The sequence below is a fragment of the Saccharothrix sp. genome (assembly GCF_031180885.1).
Taxonomy (GTDB): Bacteria; Actinomycetota; Actinomycetes; order Mycobacteriales; family Pseudonocardiaceae; genus Actinosynnema.
Window position 1 is genome coordinate 1 of sequence record NZ_JAPSLK010000036.1, and the last position, 25545, is coordinate 25545.

The following is a 25545-nucleotide window of genomic DNA, read 5'->3' on the forward strand; positions in this document are numbered from 1 at the left end:
TCTCCCGCTACCACGGCGGCGCGTTCGTGGTGTTCTCCAAGGCGCTCAACCCGAACATGACGGTCCTGGCCGTCGAGGGCTCGTTCGCGTCGGTCATCGGCGGCGCGCCGGCCGCGGCCGTGGTCTTCTCCCGCGACGTCGACGGCCGCACCGCCAACGACCCGCGGGTCCGCAAGCTGGAGGCCCAGGTCGCGGAGTCCACGGGCGCCGAGCGCGCGGCCCTGACCGCCGAACTGGCCGGCACCCGGACCGCCGTGCGGGCCGAGAAGCTGGCCGAGGTGGCCGCGGAGTTCGACCGCGTCCACAGCATCCGCCGGGCGGTCGAGGTCGGCTCGGTCGACGCCATCGTGCCCGCCGGCGAGCTGCGCAAGCAGATCATCGAGGCCATCGAACGCGGCCTCACGCGGTGACGCGTCCGACGCGGTCCGGCGCTCACCCGCCGGACCGCGTCACATTCCACCTCCCCCGAACGATCTGATCGGTGCAGCCCCCGGGGGAAAGGTCAGGTGGATGAACCAATCCGATGTCGACGTCGTGGCACCGACGACAGCCGAGGTCCACGCGATCACCCAGGACCCTGACCCCGTCCTGCGCAACCTCCGCATCACCCACTGCTACCACCTGCTCTCCAAGGCGTTGGCCGCCCGCACCGGTGGCTCCGCGAACTGGTGCACCTTCGCCGTGTGGGCGTCCAAGCAGGTGGGCCAAACCATCCGCGGCGAAGACCTCGGCCGCACCCTCGAACGCCTCCCCGACCCCGAGGCGGTCGAACTGCTGGTCGCGGGACTGCGCCGAGTCGCGCCCCTGCCCTTCACCGCGGTCACGTCACTGGCCAGACAGGCGGTGCTCGCCACCGCCCGGCTGGACGAGGTCAGCGCGGCCGCCGCGCGCGGCAACCTCAAGGTGTTCGAGGAGATCGCGCACGAGTTCGCCCGCTTCCTGGCCTGGACGGGCCCGGTGACCGACTTCGTGGCCACGCTGCGCCCGGGCGACCCGCCGGACGGCCAGCACCACCTCCGCCAGGCGTTCACCCACTACGACCGGGCGACGACCACCGCGGACCCCAAGCAGCGGGCGGAACTCCTCCTGCTGGCCAACCTGGAAGTGGGTCTGCACGAACAAACCCGCCTGCAACCGGAGATCCAGGCGGCCATGGAGGCCCCGGTCGTCGACCCGGCGGAGCTGTACCACCGGCTCCTGGACCTGCTCCTCCCGGGCAACCGCGTCACGAAGTGGCTGCGCCGAGCCCTGCTGACCGTCCTGGGCCGCCGATCGAGGCTCCGCGCCGCGTCCGACCGCCTGGCCGACCAGGCCCGTACCCTGGCCCGCCAGGCCGTCACCCGGCACCTGATGACGTTGGCCCTGCCGGACGAACTGCTGGACCTGAGCACCGACCTGGACGCGCCTTTCCCACCCCTGCTGGCGGAACTCGTGGACCCGGAACTCCTGGCCCTGCTCACGCAGGTGGACCCGACCCCGGACTCCCTGCGCGACACCGCCGCCCAGGACTGGTCGGACCTGCCGGACCGCATGCACTACATCGCCGACATGTTCCGCTGCCACGCCCAACGGACGACCCTGCTGAGCCCGCCGTTCAGCGACGACCAGGTGACCGCGATGAACGCCGGCAGACTCCCCACCGGCCGCCTCTGACCCGGTTCAGGACGAACGGGACCCACGCTCGGCCTCGGCCAACCGGGCGTGGAGCCGTTCCCGGACCTCGTCCGGCGTGAAAGCACGACGACGGCGTTCCGCCCGGGCCACCGCGACCCCGGTAGCGGCAACCCCCACGAAGGCCGCCAACCCGAGCAGCTTCCACCAGCGCATGCCCCTAGGCTACTGCCGTGGCGGGCATCTCCCTGGACGAAGCTCTCGGCACCACCCGCACCGGCGACCTCTGGGTCTTCCGCGGCCGCAGCCCGGCCGACCGGGCCATCCAGGCGCTCACCAACAGCCCGGTCAACCACGTCGGCATGTCCGTCGTCATCGAAGACCTCCCGCCCCTCATGTGGCACGCCGAACTGGGCCGCTCCCTGCCCGACATGTGGTCCGGCAAGCAGCAGCGCGGCGCTCAACTGCACGACCTCCAGCAAGCCGTCCTCACGTGGGCGCGCAAGTACGGCCAACGCGCCTGGCTGCGCCAACTCGACCACGAGGTCACCCGGGACATGGAGGACGCCGTCCTGCGCACGATCGCCCGCCTCGACGGCACCCCCTTCCCCTCCACCGCCCGCCTCGCCACCCGCTGGCTGCACGGCCGCATCCCCCTCGGCAGGCACCATGACGCCGCCCTCGAAACCGCGTACTGCGCCGAGATCGTCGCCGTCACCTACCAGGCCATGGGACTGCTCCCCGCCGACCGCAAACCGAACTGGTACGACCCCGGCCGCTTCTGGAGCGGCGACGACCTCCCCCTCCTCCACGGCGCCCGACTGGGCGACGAGATCGCCGTGAACACCGCACCGTAACCACCCGGTCGCCGGGCAAGTTCGTCACCGAATCGGGCTAACGAACCGTCCACCGCCCGCGATGGGCCGGGTATCCCACCGGGCTGTGGAGGTCGCCGTGAGCTGACGGGTTCGCAAGCTGGGCACGGCCTTCGCCGCCGCCGTCACAGCCGCAACGCTCCTGGTGCCCTCGGCCGCAGCGCAGACCACCCGCGTCCTGGCCCACGTCGCCAACAACGGCGGCGGGGTGTCCGTCCTGGACACCGCCACCAACGCCCTCACCACCGCGCTCGTCGACAACCAGGGCGACTCCCCCTACGGCGTGGGCGTCGCGTTCGACGGCGCCCGCGCGTTCGTCACCAACAGCGAGGGCGACACCCTGTCCGTGCTCGACCTGGCGAACCGGACGCCCGTCACCACGATCCGGGTGGGTGACCGGCCGATCAGCGTCGCCCTCACCCCGGACGGCGCCAAGGCCTACGTCACCAACTCCCACGGCAACTCCCTGTCGATCGTCGACACCGCCACCCTCGCCGTCGAAGCCACGATCCCGGTGGGCGTGAACCCGGTCGGCATCGCCATCCACGCCGTCCCGCCCGCCCGGACGCGGCTCACCGGCGGCACCGGCAAGATCGTCAACCGGGGCGGCCTCACCGTCACCGGCATCACCGCCACGCTCACCGAAAGCCACACCGGACGTCCCGTCGCCGGCAAGCTCATCGACTTCCGCACGGTCAAGGGAAGCCCGTTGTGCGCGGCGACGACCAACGCCCTCGGCGCGGCGACCTGCGACTCCCGCGTGCCCTTCAACCTCGGCGTGAACACGCTCCTGGAGGGCTACACGGCCGCGTTCGGCGGCGACACGCACCACGGCCCGTCAGCCGTGCACGGCGCGATCACCCGCAGGTGAACTCTCGTCCGCCGGCCGCCGGATTGTCGTACCCACCGCTTACCATCCCGATCATGACCTCCGAGCCGCCGCTGCCCCCGGACCTGCGGGCGCTGTTCGCCGACCCTGTCCGCCGGTCCTTGTCGGTCCCGCTGCCGCCGGGCCGCCCCGTCGCCCCGCAGGACGACGCCGGCCGACCCGCGTTCTGGCTCAGCGACGGCCCCGCACCCGAAGGACTGTGGTCGCGACTACGCGAAGAACACCCCCGCTCGGGCCTGTGGCCACTCCTGCTGGACGCTCTGGACGACCACGACCCGGAGTACCGCCCGTGGGGCACCGGCGAAGTCGCCCCCGCCGAGATGACCTCCCCGGGCGCGCACGACCCGGCCGCCCTGCTGGCGGCGTGGTGGGCCGAACACACCGACATCTCCACATCCGAACCCGACACCGCCCCGTTCGGCCGCACCTGGCCCGGCCTGGCGCCGCAACCGCCCACCGGCGCCGACCCGGACCGCATCGCCGACGGCCTGGCCCGGCAGCTGCTGACCGACCACCCGTCGATGCGCCTGGGCCTGGTGGCCGCCGACCGTGGCGCGGACGCGCTCGCCGCCGCCGGCTGGTTCGGCCCGGCCAACTACACCGAGGACACCGCCGAGATCTCGGCCGTCCTGCGCAGCTGGGAGGACCGGTTCGGCGCGCGGGTCGTGGGCGTCGGGTTCTCGACCCTCCTGCTCAGCGTCGCCGCCCCGCCCACCACGCACGACCAGGCGCTGGCGGTGGCCGCCGAGCACTTCGCGTTCTGCCCCGACAACGTCTGGCAGGGCGTCACACCCCTGTCGGCGTACGCCGAACGCCTGGTCGGCGACCACTCGTGGGCCTTCTGGTGGGACTGATGATCACTCCGGCAGGGTCACCGCTCCCTTGCCGATGTCGACCATCGTCCCCTGCACGATGAACACGTAGGCGTCGGCCTCGCCCGGCTTCATCCCGCCGGACTCACGCGACTCCTGTTCCTGCTTCACCAGGACCTTCCACTTGCCGTCCGCCGCGGCCCGGCCCTGTTCCCCCTCGCACTCCACCTCGTCCCCCTCGGCCTTCGCCACGGCCTTCCCCTGCGTCACGACGAGGACGACCTTGGTGAAGTCGACCGGCGATTCCTGCTCCGGACAGGCGACCGTCCCGGTGAACGCGTACCCGTCGGCTTCCTTGGTGACCTTCTCGTCGATCACCGCCTTGAAGGTGCTGGGACCGTCAACCGCCCTGGCACCATCAGGCACCATGGGTCCCAACGCCCCCGCACCGGGCGCGGCTACCACACAGCTCCCCAGCACCAGCCCGCCGGCGAGCACCGCCCGCCCGAACGCCCCGACAGCCATCACGACCTCCCGTCTCCCGCGGCCCCTCCGACCACGCCAGAGGCGGGATGCCCGGCGGCAGAACGGAAAAACGGCAGCACCAGGTGACCACCCGAACGAGTAGCGCCACGCGTCGAACGAAGTGCGACCCGCTACCCCAGGTCAGCCGCGCAGGCGACCCAGAACCCGGTCGAGCGCACGCCGCACCATGTCCGGCATCCCTTCACCACGCAGATCACCCAACACCTGCTCGTTGAGCCCACCCGGCGTCATGTGCTCCTCGGTCAACGCCGTCAGCGACGTCGCCCGCCCCAACGACTGCCCCAACTGCCCGAAGATGTGCGCGATGTACCCGGTCGCGTCTTCTTCCTTCACTCCTTGCGCGGCCAGCCAGTCCGCGACCGTGGCCAGGTAGTCCAGATGTGCGGCGAAGGTGGCAGTCGCCGCGCTGAACGCCTCCAGCGTCGACTCCTCACCCGGCACGACCACCCCGCCGACCCGCTCCAGCAACTCACGAGCCACCGGCTGGTCCGGGTAGAGCACGGTCAGGCTCTGCCGCCGAGCCGCCGCCGGCAACGGAATGGTGCGAACGACCTCGGTGGCGGGCGCGATCCACTCCTTGAGCCGGGCCAGCGAAACACCGGCCAGCGCACTGACCACAACGTGATCCGGCCGGAACACCAACCCCCCGACGACCTCCGCGCCAACCTGGGGACGCACCGCCAGCACGACCACCGCCGCCCGGTCCAGCACCTCCTGGTTGCTGTCGCACACCCGCACGTTCGGGAACCGCCCGGCCAACTCCAGTCCCACCGCACGGTTCCGCGGCGACAGGAACACCGCCGGCGGCTCGGCCACCCCATCGCCGAGGCCCTCCACGATCGCCGCCGTCAACGCGCCCGCACCCACGAACCCGTACACGCCAACCCCCTCGTCGTCGCAGCCGCAAAGACCCGGTGATCGAACCGTACCCGGACACCCCCACACCACCGCGAATCCCTTGAGCCGTGCCCGAAGCCCGCGCTACGGTGCGCTGGGAGCGCTCCCAACCCGGAAGGACGTGCAATGAAGCACACCAAGTGGGCGGTCGCCGCATCACTGCTGGCCGGCCTGGTCCTCGCTCCCCCAGCCACCGCCGAACCGCCACGGGCCACCGCCGACTGCGGCGCCGGCACCTGGCACGCGGAGGCCTGGTCCAGCGGCGGCACGTGGACCGCCCGCCGCGGCAGCGCGGTCGTCTACACGGGCTCGGACATGCGGGCGGCGGTCCAGGCCGCGATCGGCAGCCTCACCGCGGGCCGGACGTGGAAGGAGCGCGTGGTCGTCTGGCAGGGCGGCACGATCAGCGCCGGATCGCGGATCTCGTTGCCCAGCTACACCGCGCTCGACGTGTGCGGCACGATCAACGTCACCGGCACCGGCTCCGGCGACCAGGCCCCGGTCTACTCGCGCGGCACGACCGACGTCGAGGTGCAGCACCTGCGCGTGACCGGCACCCCGCTCTACGGCATCTTCATGCGCAACGTCACCAACGTCGTCCTCGGCCAGATCGACATGCGGCTGTCCTCCGGCCTGGGCATCCGGATCGACAACCTCGGCAACACCAGCGTCCGCAGCCGCAACATCCGCATCGACAACGTGTACGTCTCCGGCACCGGCACCCACGGCGTCGAGACCTACGGCGTGGACGGCCTCACCATCGGCACCGTGACCGCCCGCAACACCCGGGACTCCGGCCTGCTGCTCAACAACACCATCAACGCCACCATCGGCACCGTCGACGCCGAGAACGCGGGCACCGGCACCGGGTACGCGGCCTTCCGGGTGGCCAACCGCAACGGCCGCGTCGGCACCGGCTACCCCACCAACATCCGGGTCGGGCTGGTGAAGGCGCGCGGCGGCGGGCGTGGCGTGTTCTGCGTGTCGGAGAGCGGCGGCCTGGCCATCGACCGGATCGACCTGGCCAACACCGGCAACAACGCCATCCTCGTCGAGAACTGCTACAACGTCACCATCGCCACCCAGAGCGGGTCGGTCTACGGCGGCGGTGAGATCCGCCTGGCCGCGCGCTCGGAGTTCCCGAACAACTCCGACATCTACATCCAGAACCTGACCGTCACCAACTCGTCCATCCGCGAGAGCCCGTGCGGCAACAACACGGTCTTCCGCAACAACACCCTGGTCAACAGCAGTCAGAACGTGTGCTGACTCAGGGAGACGCGAAGACCTGAACCCAGTACGACCCGCTGGTGTTCACGCCCACGCCCAGGTCGTGCAACTCGCAGTTGAGGATGTTGGCGCGGTGACCGGGGCTGTTCATCCAGTCCCGCATGGCGTCCTCGGGCGTGGTCGGTCCTTTGTGGATGTTCTCGGCGACCCGCCGCCACGGGTAGCCGGCGGCGTCCAGCCGGTCCCCGGCGTCGCGGCCCTCGGGGCTGACGTGGTCGTAGTAGTCGCGCGCGGCCATGTCGTCGGCGTGGGACTGCGCGGCCGACTGCGCCCGCCCGTCCACCTTCACCGCACCGCACCCGGCACCGGCCCGCTCGGCGTTGACCAGTTCCACGACCCGGTCGGCGGCGGACACCCGGTTCGCCGGCTGCGCGTCGCTCTGCTGAGCGGTCACCGCGGCCAACACCGCCGCCGCCGCACAGGCCACCAGCGCCCGCTCCTTGCCGCGGGCGAAGAAACTGCGCTTCATGACGTTCACTCCTCCGCTGTGCAGGTCGGTTACCCGGCGGATCGGCGGAGGAACGACACGCGGACACGTTCACCAGGTCGTGTGCTGAAGGTTTACCGACCGGGTGGAACGTAGGCTGGCGACATGACACTGGGCGTCAGGCGTCCCGAGGACGTCGAGGAACTGCCCGCCATCAGCGGCGCGTACCGGATCACGCTGTCCGGCGCGGGCGGCGCGGTGGCCGTGCCGCGCGGGTCGGCGCACGGTTTCCGCAACGCCACGAGCAAGCCCGCCCGCTGCCTGATGATCCTCACGCCCGCCGGATACGAGGACTACTTCCGCGAGGTGTCCCGCATGGTCGCCGCCGGCCACGAGCCGACCGCCGAGGAGCTGACCGCCCTGCGCGCCGGTTTCGACACCACTGCCCGCAGGTGGTCGTCGACGACCAGCGCCGCACCCCCGCCCACCACGACAACCGCCGCCACGACCACGGCGACGCGCCACTTCCGCGAACCCACTCCGCGCTCCTCACGTCCGGGGACAGCGGAAGGATCACAGCCCGCACGTCAGGCTCCACAGCCGAACAACCTGCACAACCCGTGCAACTTCTCCGGTCAGGCCACCCGGGTCCGCCTGATGAACGCCACGAACGCGGTCGCCGCGAACAGCACCGTCCACAGCAGACTGCTCACCACCGCCGAACCCGGCACCGACGAAGTGAACCCCGCCCCGAGCCCGAGTTGCATCGCCCCGTACGCGGGCAATGCCTCCATCAGACCGCCACCCGACGACTTGTTGATCAGCGGGTTCTGCAACAACAGGTCGGTGATCGCGATGGTGATGATGGTGAACATGCCTTCGAGCTGCCCTGGCAGGAACAGCGCCAGGAACAGCCCCATCGCCCCGTACACCAGGCCCGCCAGGAACACCGCCACCCACATCGACAGGGGTTGTTCCATGGGCCAGAACCAGCGCATCCACCCGGCGGCGTAGGCGGCGACCAGGGCGGCGAAGGCGGTGAGGGAGGTGAGCTTGGACAGCAGGATGGCGGTGCGGGAGTAGCCGGCGGCGGTGAGGCGGAGGTCGAAGTCCTCGGCGTGCTTGGCCGAGCTGAACATCGCGAACCCGATGAGCTGGCACGACGCGTTCAAGGCGCAGCTGATCATGGTGATCTTCTCGCCGCCGCCGAGGATCACCGAGCCCGTGCTGCCGTGGTGGAACGGCAGGACGTCGTGGCTGACCACGTTGTAGGCGAGCGCGACCCCGACCGGGATGAGCACGGCCAGGAACACCATCGCCAACCGGTTGCGGGCCAGCACGAAGAGCGTGAAGCGGGCCGCTACGCCGTACGAGGTCATGCAGGGCTCACCGCAACCGCGTGGTCGAGGACGCCGTCACGCAGCCGGTGCAGGGTGTCCAACCGGACGCTGTCGTAGGCGAGGTGCGAAATCACCAGCACCGCCCGCCCCGCCGCCCGCAGCCCCGCCGCGATCTCCCAGAACCGCAGGTAGGTCTCCCAGTCGAACCCCTGGTAGGGCTCGTCCAGCAACACCACGGCAGGGTCGTGCATCAGGGCGAGCACCAGGTTGACCTTCTGCCGGGTCCCCCCGCTCAGCTCCTTGACGGCGGTCCCCCGGTACTCCCCGAATCCCAATCGCTCGATCAACTCGTCCGCCCGCCGCAGCTCCGGCAGCCGATAGGCGATCTGGAAGTACCGGAGGTGCTGGTCAACGGTCAGATCGTTGTTCAGCACCGGCTTCTGCGGACAATAACCGAGCCTCCCGGACACCTCCACGGTCCCGGCGTCACTCCGCAGTTGCCCGCACAGGATCCGCAACAGGGTCGTCTTGCCGGCCCCGTTCTCCCCCACGACTCCGACCAGTTGACCCCCGCCTACGTCAAGATCGACCCCGCGCAACACCTCCCGCTTCCGGTAGGACTTCCGAACCCCGGCGACGGCCAACACAGGACACTCCCCACGACTCCAGCACGACCCCCGCGCTAGACCCGCAAAGTAGCCCAGCCACCCCGTCACCCGGTTCAGCGACCACCCACTACGCGCTACCGCAGGCAGGAGATCCAGTAGTCGCCCGAAGAGTCCCGGGTAACCCCGTGCGTCTCGCTCGGAAAGCCTGGAAACTCCCGATCAAAGGCTTCCAAGGCCCCCAGATACCGCAAAACCGGCCCGCCTGCCCCGCCTGTGCTCTCCCCCGGCATCAGCACCGGAATCCCCGGCGGCGTGGTCACCACCATCGTCGCCACCGTCCGCCCCGCGATCTCCGCCAACCGCACCGGCTCCGCCCCACCCCGGATCAGCTTCTGGTACGTCTGCGCGGGCGTAGCCACCGCCGGCGTCGGATGGGTGAACGCCTCGTCCAACAACGCCGTCAGCTCGCTCTTGCTCAACTGCAGGTGCATCTGCTCGCACAACGCCGGCAACGACAACCCCGCATACCGGTCCGGATGCGCCCGAACCAGCTCCGGCAGCACGTCGACCACCGCCGCACCCCGGTCGTACAACGACTTGAAGTCCAGCAACGCGTCCAGCAGCGTCCCCCACTTGCCCTTCGTGATCCCCATCGAGAACAGGATCAGGCACGTGTACGAGTCGGTCTTCTCCACCACGATCCCCCGCGCCTCCAGGTACATCGTCAGCACCCGCGCCGGGATCCCCGTGCTGCCGACGTTGCCCGCCGCGTCCACCCCGGGGCACGTGATGGTCACCTTCACCGGGTCCAGCAGGCAGTACCCCTCCTCCATCCCCTCGAACCCGTGCCACTGCGCCCCCGGCGCCAACGTCCAGCACTCCGGCGAGGTCCGCAGCAGGTCCAAGGGCGCGTCGGCGAACGCGTGCGCCTCGCCGGTCGCCGGATCGGCCACCGACTCCGGCTGCCAGGTGCCGAAGAACCAGTCCGGCCGGTCCCCCGCGTCCCGGATCCTCCGCCCCAACCGGGCCACGGCCTGCCGGAACCGGATCGCCTCGGTGATCGCCTCGTCGGTCAGCCACCGCCCACCCGGACCGTCCATCATGGCCGCCGCGACGTCCAAGCCCGCGATCATCGGGTACAGCGGGGAGGTCGTCGCGTGCATCATGAACGTCTCGTTGAACTGCCTGTGCTCCACCGGCGACCGCTGCGAGTTCTTGACGTGCACCATGGAACTCTGCGACATCGCGGCCAGCAGCTTGTGCGTCGACTGCGTGGAGAACACGGTCGGCCGCGTGTCCTCGGGCAACACGTCCACCGACATCCCGTACCGACGCGCGTACAACGGGTTGAACCGCGCATACGCGAACCAGGCCTCATCCACGTGCAGCCGCGGCACCGTCTCGCCCAGCAACTCGGCGACCCGGACCACGTCGTAACACAGCCCGTCGTAAGTCGAGTTGGTGATCACCGCGTACACCGGATCAGCACCGACCGCCCCCGCCGCGAACGGACTGCGCCGCACCCCCTCGGCCACCGCCGCCGCCGTCATCGCCGCCGGCGGGATCGGCCCCATGAGCCCGTACCCGTTGCGCGTGGGCACCAGGTACACCGGTCTGCCCCCGGTGATCGTCAGCCCGTGGTAGATCGCCTTGTGGCAGTTGCGGTCCACCAGCACAAGTTCGTCGGTGGCGATGCTGGCGTGGCACGCGATCCGGTCCGCGGTGGAGTCGCCGTGCAGGACGAAGTAGGTCAGGTCCGCGCCGAAGGTCCGGGCGGCGTTGCGCTCGGCGTCGCCGATCGGGCCGGTGTGCTCGAACAGCGAACCCAGCTCGCCCACGGAGATCGACAGGTCGGTGCGGAACAGGCGCTCGCCGTAGTAGTCGAAGAACGCCCGCCCGGCCGGCGACTTGAGGAACGCGACGCCGCCCGCGTGCGCCGGGGTGTGCCAGGAGTACTCGTGCGTGTCGTCGAACCGGCGCAGCTCGCGGAAGAACGGCGGCAGGACGCCGTCGAGGTACCGGTCGGCGGCGACCCCGATCCGGCCGGCGATGAAGTCCGGCGTGTCCTCCAGCAGCCACACGTACCCGGACACCGCCTCCGACACCCACAACGGCAGGTCGTCCACCGAGGTCGCGGTGGTCACCAGGAACACCGGCAGCTTGGTGAACCGGCCCATCAGCGCCCGCAGGACGGTCTCGGGCTCGTCGAGGTGCCACGACACCAGCGCGGCCGACAGGTCCGCCCGGCTCTGGGTCAACGCGAGCGCGTCCTCGGCCGTGTGCGCCCGGACGATGTCGTGCCCCTCCTCGCGCAACTCCGCGCAGATCGCCTCCACCTGGCCACGCGCGACCGCGCCACTCGCGTCCACCGCGACCATCACCGTTGAGCGGGACATCGTCGACTCTTCTCCGTAGGGCGGACCCCTGAGTCTCAAGACCCGCCACCCCGGCTGTCGATTACTCGAAAGCGTGACCGCAGGCCGCCACTCAGGTGACGGAAACCCGACTTTTCGGTATCCACCTCGACCGACGATCACCCAGCCGGATCGGCAACGACGCGTAAGACGGGACGAGCACCCCACGAGCCGGCCGTCGCGGCCCCACCACCACCGGCCGCCCGGACCGGAACACCGCGCGAGGCGTCGGTGAACAGGTCCCGGGCCCGGGACCGCGGGTCGGCGTGCCCGAAACCGTCGAAGATCCGGTTGACGTAGTCGCCCAGCACCTGCTCCCACAGGTGCCCCACGCCACCTTCACCGAGCAGCGTGAAGTGCGCCCCGTCGTTCAGGACCCCGCGCGCCAGCACCGGATCGGTGACCACCCACCCCAACCAGGGCACCCGCCGGACCGGCCCCAACAGCGTCCCCAGCCGCAGCAACCCGAACAGCGCCGGCCGCCCGGCCCACGACAACCGATCCTCGTGCCACCGCGCCCACGCCGTGATCGACATCGCGCGCGTCTGGCACCCGGATCTCTTGCGTGGAACTACCCACCATTTCCCTTGACGGCGAGGGCGGACACCACGGACCGGATCGTCGGGTGCCGGTACAGCTCCCGCAACTGCAAGGCGGGCAACCCACCCTCCCGCATCCGGGCCCCGATCCGCACCGCGAACAACGAGTTCCCGCCCAGCTCGAAGAAGTCGTCGTCCAATCCGACCGGCACCCCCAGCACCGACCCCCACACCTCGCGCAACCGCGACGCCAGGTCGTCCCCGACCGGGGCCTCCACCGGCCGTCCCGCCGACGGCGCGGGCAGTTTGGCCACGTCCAACTTGCCGTTTGTCGTCAACGGCAACGACTCCAGCGCGGTCACCGTCGTCGGCACCATGTAGTCCGGCAGGATCTCCGCGGCCCTCTTTCGCACCCCGACCGCATCGCCCGAGGCCAGGACCACGTATGCGTCGATCCGCGCGGTGGCGGCGTCGTACGGGTCGTCCCGCCGCACGACGACTGCCGCCGTCCGCACGTCCGGGTCTTCCAGCAGCACCGCCCGGATCTCGTCCAGCTCGATCCGGAAGCCGCGCACCTTCACCTGGCTGTCGATCCGGCCCAGGTGCTCCAACGCGCCATCGGGCCGCAGCCGACCCAGGTCACCCGAGTGGTAGACCCGTCCCGGCAAGACCGGGTCATCGGTGAACCGCTGGGCGGTCAGGTCGTCGCGTTCCAGATAGCCCGCCGCCACACCGGCGCCACCCACCCAGATCTCACCCGGCACACCCGACGGCAGCAGGCGCCCCCGCGGGTCCACCACGTACAGGTGCCAACCAGGCAACGCAGGCCCGACCGACCGGGACCCGGCCAGGGCGTCCGCCCGCGACACCGTCTGGTGGGTGACGTGCACGGTGGTCTCCGTGATGCCGAACATGTTCACCACCCGGCACACCGACTCGGGGTGCACGTCGAACCACGGCAGCAACGCCCGCTGGTCCAACGGCTCACCCCCGAACACCACCAGCCGCACCGCCAAGTCGTCGTGGCGGACGTCGAGGAGTTGGCTGAAGGCGGACGGCGTCTGGCTGAGCACCGTCACCCGCTCCGCCGCCAGCAGGTCCCGGAACCGCTCCGGCTCGCGGGACACGAAGTACGGCACCACGACCAGCCGCCCGCCGGTGAGCAGGCAGCCCCAGATCTCCCACACCGAGAAGTCGAACGCGCTGGAGTGGAACAACGTCCACACGTCCGCCGACCCCAGCCGGTACTCGTCCCGCGTGGCGTCCACCAGTGCGATCACGTTGCGGTGCGGCACCACCACACCCTTGGGCCGGCCGGTCGACCCGGACGTGTAGATCACGTACGCCGGGTCGTCGGGCGATCCCGTGCTCGACACCGGTTCGGCACCCACGATGTCGTCCGGCGACACGGCCTGTGCCCCGGGGAATTCCGGCAGTCGCGTCACGACCAGCTTCAGCGAGGCGTCCTGGGCGGTGTAGGCCAGCCGTTCCGCCGGGTAGGCCGGATCGGTGGGCACGTAAGCCGCTCCCACCTTCACCACGCCCAGCAGGGTCACCACCAGCTCGGCCGTGCGCTCCAGGCACACCCCGACCCGGTCCCCCTCGACCACACCCAGGGCGCGCAACCCGCTCGCCACCGCGTCCGACCGCTCGTCCAGCTCGTGGTAGGTCAGCGACACCTGGCCATCGGTCACCGCGACCTGGTCCGGCGTGCGGGCCGCGACCGCGCGGAACGCCGCGTCGATCCGGGTCGGCGTGGTCCGCAGCTCCTCGGCGGGGCGGCCCAGCTCGGCCACTCGCGCGCGTTCCGCCGCGTCCAGCAACTCGACGTCGTCGGCGGCCACCTCGGGGTTCGCCACGACCTGCCGGTGGACGTGCGCCAAGTGGCGGGTGAACTGCTCGACCTGCGCCGGCGAGATCCGCCCGGCCTGGTGGTCGCAGCGCAGCCGGACCGTGTCTCCCTTGCGCCACAACGAGAACGTCAGCGGGAACGGGACGGCCAGGCACGGTCGGTACTCGTTGACCCCGAAGTCCACATCGGACACCAGCAGGCCCACCGAGGCCGGTTCGTCGGTCGGCTCGGCCGGGCCGCCTGGCGTCACCCGCACCGCGCCGGCGTCCGTGCCGATCACCGCCCAGCCGGGCGAGTCGACGGACGCGTACCGGACCAGCGTGATCGCCAGAGCCGTCCGCCACGACTCCGCCGTCCCGCCCTCCGACCCCAGCAGGCACAGCTCGAACGACCCGGCCTCCACGGGTTCCAGGGCAGCCGCCCAGTCCGGAACCCCGCCCGCCGCAACGGAAACCACCGACCTCGGAGTTGACGGGACGGCCGATCCGCCCATCAGCGCCAACGCCACCGCCCGGAGGCCCGCCGCGTCCAGGTGGCCGCGGTCGGCCACCAGCACGAGGTCCGCGACGCCGTCCCGGTAACGCAGGAGGGTGCACCGCAGGTCACCGACCGGGCGGCCCAGTTCCACCGACCGCCGCCGCTCGGCGAGCGGTTCGGTGGACGTGGCGGGCACGTCCTCCACCCACAGCCTGGTCGGCGCGGTCAGCGCCTCCGGCCGCACCGGACCGGCGAGCCGGACGCGCAGCGCGTGGCATCGGGCACCTGAAAACACTTGTCCCCCTAGTCAATGCGTTGCGAGGTGGGCGGCAGTAGCTCAGTGCGCGGTGAAGCCGCCGTCGACGGTCAGCACGGAGCCGGTGACCTGGGCCGAGTCGTCGGAGGCCAGGAACACCACCGCCCCGGCCACGTCGTCCGGCTCGACCAGCCGGTTCATCGGCTGGGACTGGGTGAAGGCCGCCACGTGCTCGTCCGCCGGGACGTCCAGGGCCCGCGCGATCTCGCGCAGCATCCGGCCCTCGGCCTCGGCGGTGTCGCGGACGTTGCCCGGGCACACCGCGTTGACCCGCACCTTCATCGGCGCGTAGTCCAGCGCGGCGGCCTTGGTCAGGCCGACCAGGCCGTGCTTGGCGGCCACGTACCCGGCGAAGTGCCGGTAGCCGACCAGGCCCGCGGTGGAGGCGATGTTGACGATGCTGCCCGAGCGCTGGTCGCTCATCATCCGCCCGACCTCGCGGATGAGCCGCCACGCCCCCGTGAGGTCGACGTCGAGCATGAGCGACCACTCGTCCTCGGTGATCTCGTGGACCCGCTTGCCCGAGGGCGCGGCGATGCCCGCGTTGTTGACCACGGCGTCGATCCGGCCGTACCGCTCGGCCGCGAGTGCCACGGCGTCCCGGACCGACGTCGTGTCGCGCACATCGGCCTTGGCGGTGAGCACCGACGCGCCCCGGTCCCGGCACAACTGGGCGGTGTGCTCCAACTGGCCGGCCGAGCCCAACGGGTAGGGCACGCCCGGCAGGTCCGCGCACACGTCCAGGAGCACCAGGTCCGCGCCCTCGGCGGCGCAGGCGACCGCACTGGCCCGCCCGATCCCCCGCGCCGCACCCGTGATGACGACGACCTTCCCGGTCAAGCGCATCGGTGTCGTCCCCCTCAGACCGCGGTGTCGATCAGCTTGAGCAACTGCGGCGCCGACTCGGTGAGGTACATGTGGCCGCCGGGCAGCTCCACGTACTCGAAGCCGGCGCCGGCGACCTCGGACCAGCGTGCGGCCTCCGTGGCGGTGACCAGCGTGTCCTCCGAGCCGCGGAGGGACGTGATCGGCGCGGGCAGCCGGTCGTGCGTGCTGGGCCGGTAGTTCTCGTGCATCTCCACGTCGGCGCGCAGGGTGGGCAGGATCAGCTCGCGCATCTCCGGGTCCTGCAACGCCTCGTGGGTGAAACCCGCGAACCGCGAGACCCGCTCCAGGAACTCGTCGTCGGACAGACCGGTGGCCCGCGCGGCCCGCTGGGTGTGCGGCTCGGGCGACCCGCTGACGAACAGGTGCCGCAGGGTCAGGCCCGGCTGGGCGACGACCCGGTGGGCCAGTTCGTAGGCCAGGACCGCGCCCAGGCTGTGCCCGAACAGGACCACGTCCGTGCGCCCGTCGAGCAGCTCGACCAGGTCGGGCAGCAGCTCGTCGGCCGCGACGTGCGCGTCCCGGTAGGGCTCGGCGTCGATCCGCCGCTCCCGGCCGGGCAGCTGGAGCGGCAGCACCTTGAGGCGGTCACCCGCGTGCGCCGACCACGGGTGGAAGAACGAGGCTCCCGCCCCGGCGAACGGCAGGCACACCAGTCCGATCTTCACTTCACGCGTCCCCTCAGACGGGTTGGCCGATGGGCCTGATGACGATGGTGTTGACGTCCACGCCGGAGGGCTGGCCCAGGGCGTAGACGATGGTGTCGGCGACCTGGTCGGCCGACAGGAGCAGGCCGTCGGGCAGCGCGCCGTACTCGTCCCAGAACGGGGTCTCGGTGCGGCCGGGCGAGATCAGGGTGACGCCGACGCCGTCGGCGGTGACCTGGCGGCGGGTGTTCTCCGCCAGGGCGGTCACCGCGAACTTCGTGATCCCGTAGATGTTGCCCGCCGCGTAGACGTGCCCGGCGACGCTGCCGACGAGCACGAGCCGGCCCCTGGTCTCCTTGAGCGCGGGCAGCGCGGCCCGGACGAGGAGGGCCGGGCCGAGCACGTTGGTCAGGACCATCTCGCGCCACTTCGCCGGGTCGCCCTCGGCGATGTCGTCGTGCGAGGCCCAGCCCGCGTTGCCCACGGCGGCGTCGAGCCGGCCGAACCGCTCGACCGTCGTCTGGACGGCGTTCTGGACGAAGTCCCAGTCAGCGGCGTCGCCCTGGATGGTCAGCAGCTCGTCGGGCTCGCCGGCCTCCTTGGCGAAGGTGTCCAGCCGTTCCTTGCCGCGCCCGACCACGGCCACCCGCTGCCCCTTGGCCAGCAGCTGCCGGGCGGTGGCCGCGCCGATCCCGCTGCCGCCGCCGGTGATCAGGGTGACGGGGGTGTCGCTCATGTGGTGCTCCAAGAGGTTGTGCTGATCAAGGCCGGCCCAGCTTGGCAGCTCCGCAGTGGAGAGGACCGGCGGCCTCGGGGCCGGGCTGCGGGGTCGGCTTCGGGAGTTTGTTCCTCCCGGCCTGAGGCCGGGGTTTGTCGTTCCACCCACCCACCCCCACCCGGGCCGTCCCCGCAAGAGCCCCCGCGCGGCGCGCGGAACGCGCTGCGCGCAAAAACTTCGCGCTTCGCGCCCGGCCTTCGGCTGCTAGGCGGGCAGCTTCGTCGTGAAGGTCACCGGCAGGCTGGTCACCCCGCGCCCCACGGAGTTGTCGTACAGCCAGGCGACTTCCTCGTGCGGCACACCGAGTGCGATGTCCGGCAACCGCCGCAACAGGGTGTTGAACGCGATCTCGCCCTCCAGCCGCGACAACGGCGAGCCCGGGCAGAAGTGCGCCCCGTGCCCGAACGAGAAGTGGCGGATGTTCGACCGCCGGATGTCCAGGCGGTCCGGGTCCTCGAAGACCTCCGGGTCGCGGTTGGCGGAGCTGATCATCAGGTGTACGAAGGACTCCTTGCCGATCGGCACCCCGTGCAGCTCCATGTCCTCCGCCGCCACCCGCAAAGTCCCCCGGTACACCGGGGACTCGTAGCGCAGGAACTCCTCGATCGCGTTCGGCGCCAGCTCCGGGTCGGACCGCAGCAGCTCCAGCTGGTCCGGGTGCGCGAACAGCGCCTCCATGCCGTTGCAGATCAGGTTCGCCGTGGTCTTGTGGCCGGCGTTGATGAGCAGGACCAGCGTGGACACCAGCTCGTCGTTGGTGAACCGGCCGTCCTCGTCCGCCGCGCGGATCAGCACGCTCACCAGGTCCTCGCCCAGGCCCTCGGCGCGCCGGCGGGCCAGCAGGTCGCTGAGGTACTGCTCCATGCTGTCGCTGGCCCACTTGAGCTTGGCGTTCTCCTCGTCGGTGTGGTAGGGCGCGCCGCTGAGGTACAAGCCCCACTCGTGCAGCTTGTCGCGGTCCTCGAAGGGCACGCCCAAGAACTCGCAGATCACCTTGAGCGGCAGCAGCAGCGCGAACTCGGTGAACAGGTCCGCTCCGCCCTCGCCGAACGCGTCGATCAGCTCGTCGCACGTCTGCTGGATCTTCGGCCGCAGCTCCCGCATCTTGCGCGGGGTGAACGCCTGCGCCACCAGCTTGCGCAGCCGGGTGTGCTCGGGGGCGTCGGCGGTGAGCATGTTCTTGATCAGGATCGGGCTGGAGTCCTTGAGCAGGTCCTGCCACCACGCGGGCGCCTTCGACACGCTCTTGGACAGCCGCGGGTCGGAGAACATCTTGCTCACGGTCTCGTAGTCCATGACCACGTACGCCTCGGCGCCGACCGGGTGGTTGACCTGGTGCACCGGGCACTTCGAGCGCAGCGCGGCGTTGTCGGCGTGCCGGTTCGGGTTGGGCTCGGTGAAGAACTCCGGCGGCAGCTTCTCGTACTCGACGCCGGACGAAGCTCCGGTGCTCATCGCATCTCCTCCGATGACGGTCATACGGCCACTGCTTCCGGGCGGGGCAGGGTGCGGATGCGCTTGGACAGGGTCGGCAGCGCGGCCACCCCCGAGATCAGGCACATCGTCACGAACACCCACGTCGAGCCGGCCAGGTCGAACACCGCGCCCACGACGAACACGCCGAGCGGGGCCGCGCTCATGGACATGAAGAACACCGCGCCCAGCACCCGGCCCTGGACCTTGTCCGGTGCGACGGCGGCGAGGTAGGACAGGAACAGCGTGCTGATGATCGGGCCGCGGATGAACACCAGCGTCACGATGATGCCCAGCGGGATCACGCCCGGCGTCACCGCGAGCAGGACCGCCACCACCGGGCCGACCCACGCGCCGCACAGCACGATCACCGACGGCTTGACCTTCTTGAACACCCAGCCCGCGACCAGCGACCCGACCAGTCCGCCGACCCCGGCCATGGCCAGCGTCGCGCCGATGAACGACTCCGACGCGCCCCGGGTCTGCGCGGTCGCGATCAGCGCCAGGAAGATGCCGGAGTGGGTGAACGCCATGTTCGACCCCATGATCCAGATGATCAGCGGGCGCAGGATCGGCTGCTTGAACAGGAACCGGAACCCCTCGGCGGTGCCCCGCTTCTCCTTGGTCTGGTCCTTGTTCTCGATCTGCATCGGCTTGCGGACGAAGAGCAGCAGGACAGTCGAGATCAGGAAGCCGACCGCGGACGCCAGGTACGGGAACGCCCGCGCCACGCCGAACAGCGCGCCGCCGATCGGCGGGCCGGCCATGGTGGCGCCGAAGTACCGGATCTGGTTCTGCGCGGTGGCCTGGGTGAGCTGGGAGGCGGGCACCAGGGCCTTGATCGCGGCCAGGCCGGCGGGCTGCGAGATGCCGAAGCACACCGCGGAGGCCAGGGCGATGCCGAAGATCACCGGCATGGACGCGCTGTCGGTGAAGATCAGCAGGCCGAACAGGGCGAGCAGCACGACCCGGACCAGGTTGCAGCCGATGAGCAGCAGGCGGCGGTCCAGGCGGTCGGCGAGGGTGCCGCCGGGGATGGACATGACGCTCGCCGTGATCAGCTGGGCGGAGCCGACGATGCCCGCGTAGAGCGCGGAGCCGGTGGTGGCCAGGATCAGCAGGGGGTAGGCGATCTCGGCGGTCTCCTTGGCGACCGCGGCGAACGCCTCGCTGCTCCACAGCGCCTGGAAGTCCCGGTTCTTGATCAACGGCTTCTCGGGCGCGTCCGCGGTGGCGTCGGGCGCGGCCGGCTCCGCGGCGGGGGCGGGCGGCTCGGCGGCGCGCGCGGTCGGCTCGGTCGGTTCCGCGGTCGCCGTGGTGGTGGCGGTCGCGGGTCCCGGGTCGGCCGGGGTGTTCTCGCGTTGTTCAGTGGACATCCACGACCTCATTCCGGGCCGGCGCCTGGCCGGGCAACGTGGTTTGCAACTCTTCGGCGAGCCGGTGCACGTGCGGCTCGGTCAGCACCGACCAGTGGTTCCCCGGCACCGGCCGCACGCGCACGCCGCCGCGGTACAGCGGGGCCAGCCGGGCGGTGAGCTTGGCCGCGCCGCGCGCGCCCGTGTCCACCTTGAACACCACGGCCGGGCAGTCCACCGGGCGCGGCCGGTAGGTGGCGAGCACGCGGGCCTTGTCCAGGAACAGCTTGCGCAGCGCCGGGTTGCGCCGCACCTGCCGGCCGATCTCGCCGATGTTCAGCGCGCCGGCCGCCTGGATCCACGCGTGGCTGTACAGGAACTCCAGGTCCAGCCCGATCGGCACCCCGACCCGGCCGGGCACGAAGGCGTCCAGGCACAGCAGCACGTCCACCTCGAAGCCGCGCGAGACCAAGATCCGCGCCATCTCGTGCGCCACCACCGCGCCGAACGACCAGCCGCCCAGCGTGTACGGACCTTCGGGCTGGACCGCCAGCAACGCGTCCACGTGCTGCGCCGCCGACTTCTCCACCGACCGGGCGCCCGAGTCCGGTTCCAGCCCGTACACCGGGCGGTCGGTGGTCAGCGCGTCGGCCAGTGCCTGGTAGCTCATCGCGGTGCCGGCGGCGTCGGCGGCCAGGAACAGCGGTCGTCCCATGCCCTCGCGCAGCCGCACGGCCCGGACTGGGAGCGGCGCGGCGGGGGTCTTCGGCCGGTCCCGCTCGGCGAGTTCGACCAGCCGCCCGAACGTGGGTTCGCGGGAGAACTCGGCCAGGGACAACGAGATCCCGGCCTCCTCGCGCAACCGGCTCATCATGTTCAGCGCGATCAGGGACTCGCCGCCGAGCCCGTAGAAGTGGTCGGCGTCGGAGGCGGGCGGCTGACCCAGGGCCTTGGTCCACAGCCGTTCCAGCACCGGGCGCACCGAGTCCCCGAGCACGGGGGTCGGCCGTGCCTTGGCCTTCAGGACGACCGGGGCGGGCTGGTCGGCGTTGGGGTCGGTGCCCAGGAACGGGTGCGGCGGCAGGGAGCGGCGCACGGGCCGCTCACCCGCGAACACCGTCTCGCCCAGCACGTCCACCCCGCGCTCCCACAGCACGCCCAGCGCCCGCAGCAGCCCCAGTTCGCCGTCCTCGGCCCGACCCAGGAGCGGCACACCGGTCTTGGTGCTGTCCCAGCGCGCGTTCCAGCGGACCGTGCCCAGCATCGTCGCGCCGGGACCCAACTCCAGGAACGTGTCGACGCCCGCGTCCATCAGGGTTTCCACGCCCGCGTCGAGCAGGACGGGCCGGGCGAGCTGGTGGGCCCAGTAGTCGGGGCCGGCGACCGCGTCCGGGTCGGCCCACGTGCCCGTGGTGTTGGACACCAGCGGCAGCTCGGCGGGTTTGGCCTCGGTGCCGGCGACCACCCGGTGCAGGATCTCCGCCGCGGGTAGCATCGCCGCACAGTGCCCGGGCCGGTCGACGGCCAGCATCCGGAGATCCAGCCCTGCCAACGCGTCCCCGTCCACAAGTCGGTCCACATCGGACATCGGGCCGGACAGCACCACACCGCCGCGGCTGATCACGGACACCTCGACCGCGCTGCCCGGACCGATCCGCCGCAGCACCTCCTCGGCGGTGCCGTTGACCGCGACCATCCGGCCGGGCGGAGCCGCCTGCCACACCGCCTGCGCCCGTTCGTGCACCAGGGCGGCGGCGCCGCCGGGCGACCACACCCCGGCCAGCGCGGCCGGCGCGAACTCGCCGATGCTGTTGCCGAACAACCCGACCGGCGTGATCCCCCAGTCCATGAGCTGCCGGCCCAGCGCGTAGCCCAGGGCGAACAGGCCGAGCTGCTGGTTGGTGCCCTCGTCGAACCACTCCGGCCCGCCGTCGACCTCCGCCACGACCGGCGTCAGGTCCACCCCGCACCGCTCGCGCACCGCGTCCCGGATCTCGTCGAACCAGCGGCGGAAGCCGGGCAGCAGCCGGTAGGCGGGCGCGCCGGCGTTGTAGCGCAGGGTGCCGTGGCCGGGGAAGAGGAAGGCAACCTTGCCCAGCGGCCTCGGTTCGCCCGGGTCACCGGCGGTGGCCAGGGCTTCGGAGGCCTGTGCGGGGCCGTACACCGCGATCGCTTGGCGGTGCTTGTGCTGACGCCGTTCGGCGAACGTCCGCGCCACGGCGTGCAGGTCGGGTTCGGTGCGCACGGCCTCGGCCAGATCGGTGCGGAGCTTGGCCAGAGCTTCCGGGGTCGCCGCCGACAGGGGCAGCACCGTCCCGCCCGACCGCGGTTCCACCGGCTCCCGTTCGGGCGCCTGCTGGAGCACGACGTGCGCGTTGGTACCGCCCACGCCGAACGAACTCACCGCCGCGATCCGCGTGCCCCGGTCCGGCCACGGCCCGTGCTCCGTGCACACCCGGAACGGCGTGCCGTCGAGGTCCAGCAACGGGTTCGGGGACTCGAAGTGCAGGCTGGGCACCACTTCCCCGTGTTCGAGCATCAGCACGGTCTTGATGAACGCCGCCACGCCCGCCGCCGCGCTGGTGTGCCCGAGGTTGCCCTTCACCCCGCCGATCAGGCAGAACCCGGTCTCGTCGGTGGACATCCGGAACGCCTCGGTCAGCGCCTGCACCTCGACGGGGTCGCCGATCGGGGTGGCGGTGCCATGTGCCTCGACGTAGTCGATGTCGGCCGCGTTCACCCCGGCGAGCTTCTGCGCATAGCGGATGACGTCGCGCTGCCCGGGGATGGACGGGGTGGTGTAACCCATCTTCTCCGCGCCGTCGTTGTTCAGCGCCGACCCGAGCACGACCGCCGCGATCCGGTCGCCGTCGGCCAGCGCGTCCGCCAGGCGCTTGAGCACGACCACGCCGACGCCCTCGCTGGGCACGGTGCCGGTGGCGCTCGCGTCGAACGGCCGGCAGTGCCCGTCGGCGGACAGCGGACCGCCCGGCTCGTGCCAGTAACCCCACTCGCCCTTGGGCGACACGGCCACGCCGCCGGCCAGCGCCGCGTCGCACTCGCGCGCGATCAGGCTCTGCACCGCCATGTGGATGGCGACCAGCGAGGTCGAGCACGACGTCTGCACGGTCACCGCCGGGCCGCGCAGGCCGAGCTTGTAGGCGACGCGGGTGGCGACGTGGTCCTTCTCCAGCCCGATCAGCCGGGCCAGCGGGCTCAGCTCGACGCCGGTGCCGGAGTGCGTGCGGTCCGCACCCGCGTAGACGCCGATCCAGCCGTCGAACCGGGTCGGGTCCAGGCCGGCGTCGTCCAAAGCGGACATCGCGGTCTGCAGGAACACCCGCTGCTGGGGGTCGATCCCCGCGGCCTCGGCGCGGCTGTAGCCGAAGAACGACCAGTCGAAGTCCGCCGAGTCGGCCATGACGCCCTTGGCCGGCACGAAGTTCGGCTGTCTCACGTCGGCCGGGTCGGCGCCCTTGTTCCGCACCAGGTCCTCGACGTCGAACCGGGTGATGCCCTCGACGCCGTCGCGCAGCAACTCCCAGAACTGCCCGATGTCGTTCGCGCCGGGCAGCCGGCAGGCCATGCCGACGACCGCGACCGCGTTCTCGGTGTTGGTCACCTCGTCCCCCATCCTCAGGCGTGCCACCGGTTTCACTCTCGTGGGGCGGGCCGGTCAGCTCCGGTCGGTGCGGCGGTCGCGGGCCGCGCCCAGCAGGCGGTCTCGGCTGCTGCCCCGACCCGCGGTCGCGGTCTCGGCGGGTGCGGCGAGCAGGTCGGCCTGGCCGCGCACGGTGCCGGCGCGGAACAGGTCGACGGTGCGCAGCGTCCGGCCCGACGCCTGGCTGAGCCGCTCGACCAGGATCACCAGCCGCAGGGAGTCGCCGCCCGCGTCGAAGAAGCTGACGTCGTCGTCCACGTGCTCGGTGTCGAGGACCTCCTGCCAGACGGACCGGACCAGGCCCAGCCGCGCGGCGGGGTCGTCCAGGTCGGTCTGGGGAGCGGCGGGCTGGTTCAGCACTTTTTCCTCCGGGTCGCGTGCGAGGTCGGCGGCGCTGCGGCGCAGGGCGGCCAGGATCTTGTCCGTCGTGGCCGCGGTGAACAGCTCCGCCGGGTGGTTCAGGGACAGTTCGAGCCGGTCGCGCCCGGTGGTGGTGTCCACGCGGACGAACAGCGCCAGGTCCCACTTGCTGTACTCGGGGCGCAGCGGCTGGAAGCGGCCGACCACGCCGGGGGCCAGTTCGAGCGGCTGCGCCGGTTCGGCCAGGTTGACCAGGACCGGGGTCAGCGGCGGGCGGGCCAAGTCGCGGTCGGGGTCCAGCGCGGCGGCGATCGCGTCCAGCGGCACGTCCGAGTCGATGAACGTCTCCATGCCCGCGGTGCGCGCGGTGCGCAGCAGTTCCCGCCACGTGGTGTCGGCGCCGAGCTGGACGCGCAGCACCAGGGTGGTCATGAACATGCCGATCACGTCGGCGGCGGCCGGGTCGTCGCGGCCGGGCCAGACGACGGCGAACAGGAAGTCGGTCTGCCCGGTGGTGCGGGCGAACGTGGCGGCCAGCAGCGCCACACCGGTCATGAACGCGGTGCAACCCTCCTGTGTGGACAATTCGAGCACGGCCGCGGTGAGGTCGGCGTCCAGCAGGGTCTCCGCCGTGGCGCCGATCAAGGAGAGTTCGGGGTCTTCCGGGTCGCCGTCGTAGGGCAGCGCGATCGTGGTCGGCGCGCCGCGCAGCCGGTCCACCACACCCGCGACCCGCTCGGCGAACCCCTCGTCGTCGGCCGGGCCGTCCTGCACCAGCACCGGGTGGGGCGGGGTCGGCAGGTCCGGCTGGGCGCCGCGGGCGAAGGCCCGGTAGGTGGTGCCGATCTCCTCCACCAGCAACTGCCGGGACACGCCGTCGAACACGATGTGGTGCACCGTCAGCACGAGCAGCGTGCGGTCGGCGTCGAGGCGGATCACCTCGGCCCGCGCCGGGGCTTCCTCGGCCAGCTCGAACGGCGTGTAGCACAAGGCTTCCACCAGGCGCTCGATCTCCTCGGCGGTCCAGCCGTCGGCGACCGCGTCGGTGAACCCGACCTCGGGCGGGGACCCGTCGGTGCGGTACTCCACGCGCCGTGCGGCCGCGTCCAGCCGGAACCGCGAGCGCAACGCGGGATGGCGACCCAGCGCGCGGTCCACCGCCGCAGTCAACATTTCACAGTCGAGGGGTCCGGTGAATTCGAGGACGGTCGGCAACAGATAGCTCGGTCGCAGACGTTCGATCCGGTCGAGAATCCACAGGCCCTGCTGCGTGGGTGTCGCCGGGTGCCAGGCGCCAGGCGCCTCCGGGGCGCGCGCATCCGGCAACGATCGCATGAGTTCCCCCAATGGATTCCACTCGGGCGAGAATGGCCCGGTGCCGTTCGCGAGCCCGTTCCGCGGGCCGCCGAATGGACCGTAGGCAGAGCCGCCGAGTTCCGTCAAGCGCACTGCTTCGGCAATTCAAGTCCTATTTGGACGTCCACACTTCGGTA

General features: G+C 71.5%; 24 protein-coding genes. 6 read left to right on the forward strand and 18 right to left on the reverse strand.

Features of this window, described 5'->3' with window-relative positions:
• The coding region (locus tag RIN75_RS30060) for a carboxyl transferase domain-containing protein (protein WP_309115415.1) at positions 1 to 410 on the forward strand (410 nt) is incomplete at its 5' end.
• Between the two features lie 100 nt (positions 411 to 510).
• The gene (locus RIN75_RS30065; RefSeq protein ID WP_309115416.1) at positions 511 to 1653 is read left to right on the forward strand and encodes a hypothetical protein; all 1143 of its coding nucleotides are present in this window, start codon (positions 511 to 513) and stop codon (positions 1651 to 1653) included.
• A 6-nt stretch (positions 1654 to 1659) separates the two neighbouring features.
• Here the strand turns inward: RIN75_RS30065 and RIN75_RS30070 are convergent, their stop codons facing one another.
• Positions 1660 to 1827, reverse strand: coding sequence for a hypothetical protein (locus tag RIN75_RS30070; protein ID WP_309115417.1), 168 nt, complete (start codon positions 1825 to 1827; stop codon positions 1660 to 1662).
• 17 nt (positions 1828 to 1844) lie between these two features.
• On the opposite strand from RIN75_RS30070, the gene RIN75_RS30075 reads away from it, so the two are divergent.
• From RIN75_RS30075 to RIN75_RS30085, 3 genes are all read left to right on the forward strand, one after another.
• The gene (locus RIN75_RS30075; protein WP_309115418.1) at positions 1845 to 2468 is read left to right on the forward strand and encodes a hypothetical protein; all 624 of its coding nucleotides are present in this window, start codon (positions 1845 to 1847) and stop codon (positions 2466 to 2468) included.
• A gap of 163 nt (positions 2469 to 2631) precedes the next feature.
• The gene (locus tag RIN75_RS30080) at positions 2632 to 3357 is read left to right on the forward strand and encodes a hypothetical protein (protein WP_309115419.1); all 726 of its coding nucleotides are present in this window, start codon (positions 2632 to 2634) and stop codon (positions 3355 to 3357) included.
• 53 nt (positions 3358 to 3410) lie between these two features.
• Complete coding sequence (locus RIN75_RS30085; protein ID WP_309115420.1) at positions 3411 to 4229, forward strand: DUF4253 domain-containing protein; 819 nt, start codon at positions 3411 to 3413, stop codon at positions 4227 to 4229.
• 3 nt (positions 4230 to 4232) lie between these two features.
• On the opposite strand, the gene RIN75_RS30090 is transcribed toward RIN75_RS30085, so the two are convergent.
• Together RIN75_RS30090 and RIN75_RS30095 are read right to left on the reverse strand one after the other, a co-directional pair.
• Positions 4233 to 4712, reverse strand: coding sequence for a hypothetical protein (locus tag RIN75_RS30090; RefSeq protein ID WP_309115421.1), 480 nt, complete (start codon positions 4710 to 4712; stop codon positions 4233 to 4235).
• 141 nt (positions 4713 to 4853) lie between these two features.
• Positions 4854 to 5612 (reverse strand): NAD(P)-binding domain-containing protein, encoded by a 759-nt coding sequence (locus RIN75_RS30095; protein WP_309115422.1) that lies wholly within the window; start codon positions 5610 to 5612, stop codon positions 4854 to 4856.
• Positions 5613 to 5756: 144 nt separating this feature from the next.
• On the opposite strand from RIN75_RS30095, the gene RIN75_RS30100 reads away from it, so the two are divergent.
• On the forward strand, positions 5757 to 6899 hold the full coding sequence (locus tag RIN75_RS30100) for a hypothetical protein (protein ID WP_309115423.1): 1143 nt from the start codon (positions 5757 to 5759) through the stop codon (positions 6897 to 6899).
• 1 nt (position 6900) lies between these two features.
• On the opposite strand, the gene RIN75_RS30105 is transcribed toward RIN75_RS30100, so the two are convergent.
• The 15 genes from RIN75_RS30105 to RIN75_RS30175 all read right to left on the reverse strand — a co-directional run bounded on the left by RIN75_RS30105 (position 6901) and on the right by RIN75_RS30175 (position 25387).
• A complete protein-coding gene (locus tag RIN75_RS30105) occupies positions 6901 to 7389 on the reverse strand; it encodes a CAP domain-containing protein (RefSeq protein ID WP_309115424.1) in 489 nt (162 codons plus the stop codon).
• A 92-nt stretch (positions 7390 to 7481) separates the two neighbouring features.
• Positions 7482 to 7682 carry a hypothetical protein gene (locus RIN75_RS30110; protein ID WP_309115425.1) on the reverse strand — a complete coding sequence of 67 codons (201 nt, stop codon included), beginning with the start codon at positions 7680 to 7682 and terminating at the stop codon, positions 7482 to 7484.
• Positions 7683 to 7700: 18 nt separating this feature from the next.
• The gene (locus RIN75_RS30115) at positions 7701 to 7886 is read right to left on the reverse strand and encodes a hypothetical protein (RefSeq protein ID WP_309115426.1); all 186 of its coding nucleotides are present in this window, start codon (positions 7884 to 7886) and stop codon (positions 7701 to 7703) included.
• Between the two features lie 96 nt (positions 7887 to 7982).
• Positions 7983 to 8726, reverse strand: a complete 744-nt coding sequence (locus RIN75_RS30120; RefSeq protein WP_309115427.1) for a hypothetical protein — start codon at positions 8724 to 8726, stop codon at positions 7983 to 7985.
• A complete protein-coding gene (locus RIN75_RS30125; protein WP_309115428.1) occupies positions 8723 to 9334 on the reverse strand; it encodes an ABC transporter ATP-binding protein in 612 nt (203 codons plus the stop codon). Before RIN75_RS30125 ends, RIN75_RS30120 begins: the two co-directional genes overlap by 4 nt.
• Before the next feature lie 95 nt (positions 9335 to 9429).
• Positions 9430 to 11691 (reverse strand): Orn/Lys/Arg decarboxylase N-terminal domain-containing protein, encoded by a 2262-nt coding sequence (locus RIN75_RS30130; RefSeq protein WP_309115429.1) that lies wholly within the window; start codon positions 11689 to 11691, stop codon positions 9430 to 9432.
• A gap of 137 nt (positions 11692 to 11828) precedes the next feature.
• The gene (locus RIN75_RS30135) at positions 11829 to 12245 is read right to left on the reverse strand and encodes a hypothetical protein (RefSeq protein WP_309115430.1); all 417 of its coding nucleotides are present in this window, start codon (positions 12243 to 12245) and stop codon (positions 11829 to 11831) included.
• A gap of 35 nt (positions 12246 to 12280) precedes the next feature.
• Positions 12281 to 14872 (reverse strand): amino acid adenylation domain-containing protein, encoded by a 2592-nt coding sequence (locus tag RIN75_RS30140; protein ID WP_309115431.1) that lies wholly within the window; start codon positions 14870 to 14872, stop codon positions 12281 to 12283.
• A gap of 42 nt (positions 14873 to 14914) precedes the next feature.
• The gene (locus RIN75_RS30145; protein ID WP_309115432.1) at positions 14915 to 15739 is read right to left on the reverse strand and encodes an SDR family oxidoreductase; all 825 of its coding nucleotides are present in this window, start codon (positions 15737 to 15739) and stop codon (positions 14915 to 14917) included.
• 14 nt (positions 15740 to 15753) lie between these two features.
• Positions 15754 to 16446, reverse strand: a complete 693-nt coding sequence (locus tag RIN75_RS30150) for an alpha/beta fold hydrolase (RefSeq protein WP_309115433.1) — start codon at positions 16444 to 16446, stop codon at positions 15754 to 15756.
• 13 nt (positions 16447 to 16459) lie between these two features.
• Positions 16460 to 17161: an SDR family oxidoreductase gene (locus RIN75_RS30155; RefSeq protein WP_309115434.1), complete on the reverse strand. Its 702-nt coding sequence runs from the start codon at positions 17159 to 17161 to the stop codon at positions 16460 to 16462.
• Positions 17162 to 17407: 246 nt separating this feature from the next.
• Positions 17408 to 18658: a cytochrome P450 gene (locus RIN75_RS30160; protein WP_309115435.1), complete on the reverse strand. Its 1251-nt coding sequence runs from the start codon at positions 18656 to 18658 to the stop codon at positions 17408 to 17410.
• A 20-nt stretch (positions 18659 to 18678) separates the two neighbouring features.
• Complete coding sequence (locus RIN75_RS30165; protein ID WP_309115436.1) at positions 18679 to 20052, reverse strand: MFS transporter; 1374 nt, start codon at positions 20050 to 20052, stop codon at positions 18679 to 18681.
• Entirely contained in the window at positions 20042 to 23680 is a 3639-nt protein-coding gene (locus RIN75_RS30170; protein ID WP_309115437.1) for a beta-ketoacyl synthase N-terminal-like domain-containing protein, read from the reverse strand. Before RIN75_RS30170 ends, RIN75_RS30165 begins: the two co-directional genes overlap by 11 nt.
• Positions 23681 to 23707: 27 nt before the next feature.
• A complete protein-coding gene (locus RIN75_RS30175; protein ID WP_309115438.1) occupies positions 23708 to 25387 on the reverse strand; it encodes a condensation domain-containing protein in 1680 nt (559 codons plus the stop codon).
• Between the last annotated feature and the right edge of the window lie 158 nt (positions 25388 to 25545).